This window comes from Tabrizicola sp. (genome assembly GCF_031377265.1).
Classification (GTDB): Bacteria; Pseudomonadota; Alphaproteobacteria; order Rhodobacterales; family Rhodobacteraceae; genus JAUYQR01.
Genome location: NZ_JANMET010000061.1, coordinates 1 through 2,545, shown reverse-complemented (window position 1 = coordinate 2,545; position 2,545 = coordinate 1). Strand labels below are relative to the sequence as shown.

The following is a 2,545-nucleotide window of genomic DNA, read 5'->3' as shown; positions in this document are numbered from 1 at the left end:
GCCGGATGACCGTCTGCAACATGGCCATCGAAGGCGGTGCGCGGGCCGGCCTGATCGCGCCTGACGACAAGACCTTCGCCTATTGCATGGGCCGCACCCACGCGCCAAAGGGTGCCAAGTGGGAGGCAGCACTGGCCTACTGGAAGACCCTTTTCACCGATGAAGGCGCGCATTTCGACAAGGTCGTGACGATCAAGGGCGAAGATATCGCCCCCGTCGTCACCTGGGGCACCAGCCCCGAAGACGTGCTGCCGATCACCGGCGTGGTTCCGAACCCCGCCGATTTCAGCGGTGGCAAGGTCGACGCGGTGCAACGCTCGCTGGACTACATGGGTCTGAAGCCCGGCCAACGGCTCAGCGAGATCGAGATCGACACCGTGTTCATCGGTTCCTGCACCAACGGTCGGATCGAAGATCTGCGCGCGGCGGCAGCGATCCTGAAGGGCAAGAAAAAGAAAGACGGCATCCGCGCGATGGTGGTGCCGGGGTCGGGCCTCGTGCGGGCGCAGGCCGAGGAAGAAGGCCTTGCGCAAATCTTCATCGACGCCGGTTTCGAATGGCGGCTGGCAGGCTGCTCCATGTGCCTGGCAATGAACCCCGATCAGCTCGCCCCCGGCGAGCGCTGCGCCGCCACCTCCAACCGCAACTTCGAGGGCCGTCAGGGGCGCGGGGGCCGGACGCATCTGCTGTCCCCCGCAATGGCAGCGGCGGCGGCAATCACGGGAAGACTGACCGACGTGCGCACGATGATGGGAGAGATGGTCTGATGGAAAAGTTCACCGCCCTCACTGGCATCGCAGCCCCCATGCCGCTGGTTAACATCGACACCGACATGATCATCCCCAAGCAGTTCCTGAAAACCATCGCCCGCACCGGCCTTGGCAAGAACCTGTTTGACGAGATGCGCTATACTCAAGACGGTGCCGAGATCGCGGATTTCGTCCTGAACCAGCCCGCCTACCGCCACGCCGAGATTCTTGTGGCGGGCGACAATTTCGGCTGCGGATCGTCGCGCGAACATGCGCCTTGGGCGCTGCTCGACTTCGGTATCCGCTGCGTGATCGCCACTTCTTTCGCCGACATCTTCTACAACAACTGCTTCAAGAACGGCATCCTGCCGATCGTGCTGCCGAAGGATGTGGTCGACGACCTGATGGCCGACGCGCGTAAGGGTGCCAACGCCCGGATCAGCGTCGATCTGGCCGCCCAAACCGTTACCGCGTCGGATGGCCAGGTCTTTGCCTTCGAGGTCGATGGCCATCGCAAGCATTGCCTGCTGAACGGGCTGGACGACATCGGACTGACGATGGAAAAGGCCGCCTCGATCGACGCCTACGAAGCCAAGGCCGCCACCCTGCGCCCCTGGGCCTGAGAAACGACCACCCGCCCGGAGAGGCTGCCGATTCGCAATGGCTCGGCGAGCCGCTCCGGGCGTCATGTGCCACTGCAAGAGTGGACCACAACATGTTGTAATCGCAGGCAGCCTGCGACGTTGAATAGCAATTTGTTTATTCATTTCTGCAACAGGGCGTCCCATAAATAGCCACAATACTGGGTGTTGATGGGTCGGCAGTTGCGAAACCTGAGGAGTCCGGGCCACAATTGGAAAAACTTGGGGCGCTCCGCAAAACCGTGCAGAATTTTCTTGGAACCAAGCTTCAGCTTCGGATCGTTCCGTCGATTGATGGGCAGGCGCGTACTTGGCTGAACCGGGTCACCGGGGCGGCGGTGCGGGCGTTTCTGGTGATGATCCTGATCGTGATGCCCTCGGTGATCCTGCCGGGTATCGGCACCGATACCAAACAGATCGTCGCCCTGATGGCGTTGTTCGCCGGGGCGCTGGTATTTGTCGAATACAACGCCGTTTACCCCAGCCTGGTTGAATTTCGCGATGGCGCGCCGTTCAACCGCATCCGCTATCTGATGCTGCTGGCGATCATCATCATGCTGTCGGTCATCGTGGCTGACCGCGAAGATCCGACCACCGTATCGCGGTTGTTCCGGGCGGTTGGGGTTCTGATCGGCCAGTCGCTGGATTTCCCGTATTCGCCGGTGCGCCTTGCGACGTTCCTCATGTCCGATAACGCCAGCGCGGCCGAACTGATGGAAGTGCGAACTGCGGCGGGGACGGCTTACTTCCTGTCGATTCTGTCGTTGGCTGTGTTTGTCGTGGTGTTGAAACTTGCAGGCTGGCCATCGACCAAAAGCGCGTTCAACGTCTGGGTCAACCTGCCGACATTCGAACCCACAGCCGGTGGCGACGTGATCGACCGTCTGGAACGCGACGCCCGGTTCAATCTTGCCATGGGGTTTTTGCTGCCATTCCTCATTCCCACACTGGTGGCGCTGGGCACAGCGGGCTTGCCGCCCGCAACGTTGACCTCGCCGCAGACGCTGATCTGGGCCATGGCCGCATGGGCCTTTCTGCCGGCCAGCCTGCTGATGCGCGGTGTGGCAATGGGCCGGATCGCCGACATGATCCGCATGAAGCGCGATCGCAACATCGCGGACGACCCCGCCCTGGCCCCGTTGGCCAACCACTGAT

Annotated in this window: 3 protein-coding genes; all 3 read left to right on the top strand. The window is 62.0% G+C overall.

All coding sequences use genetic code 11. The features are described 5' to 3' along the window. A partial coding sequence (locus RMO18_RS03385) for an aconitase family protein (protein WP_309663915.1) occupies nt 1-767 on the top strand: 767 nt, incomplete at its 5' end. After that, nucleotides 767-1,372 (top strand): 3-isopropylmalate dehydratase small subunit, encoded by a 606-nt coding sequence (leuD, locus tag RMO18_RS03380; protein ID WP_309663914.1) that lies wholly within the window; start codon nt 767-769, stop codon nt 1,370-1,372. The genes RMO18_RS03385 and leuD, both read left to right, overlap by 1 nt. A gap of 260 nt (nt 1,373-1,632) precedes the next feature. Then, a complete protein-coding gene (locus RMO18_RS03375; protein WP_309663913.1) occupies nt 1,633-2,544 on the top strand; it encodes a hypothetical protein in 912 nt (303 codons plus the stop codon). Nucleotide 2,545: the final 1 nt, after the last annotated feature.

Excerpts from the sequence above, each read along its gene's own strand:
- leuD (WP_309663914.1), top strand. The coding sequence starts at position 767 with ATGGAAAAGTTCACCGCCCTCACTGGCATCGCAGCCCCCATGCCGCTG.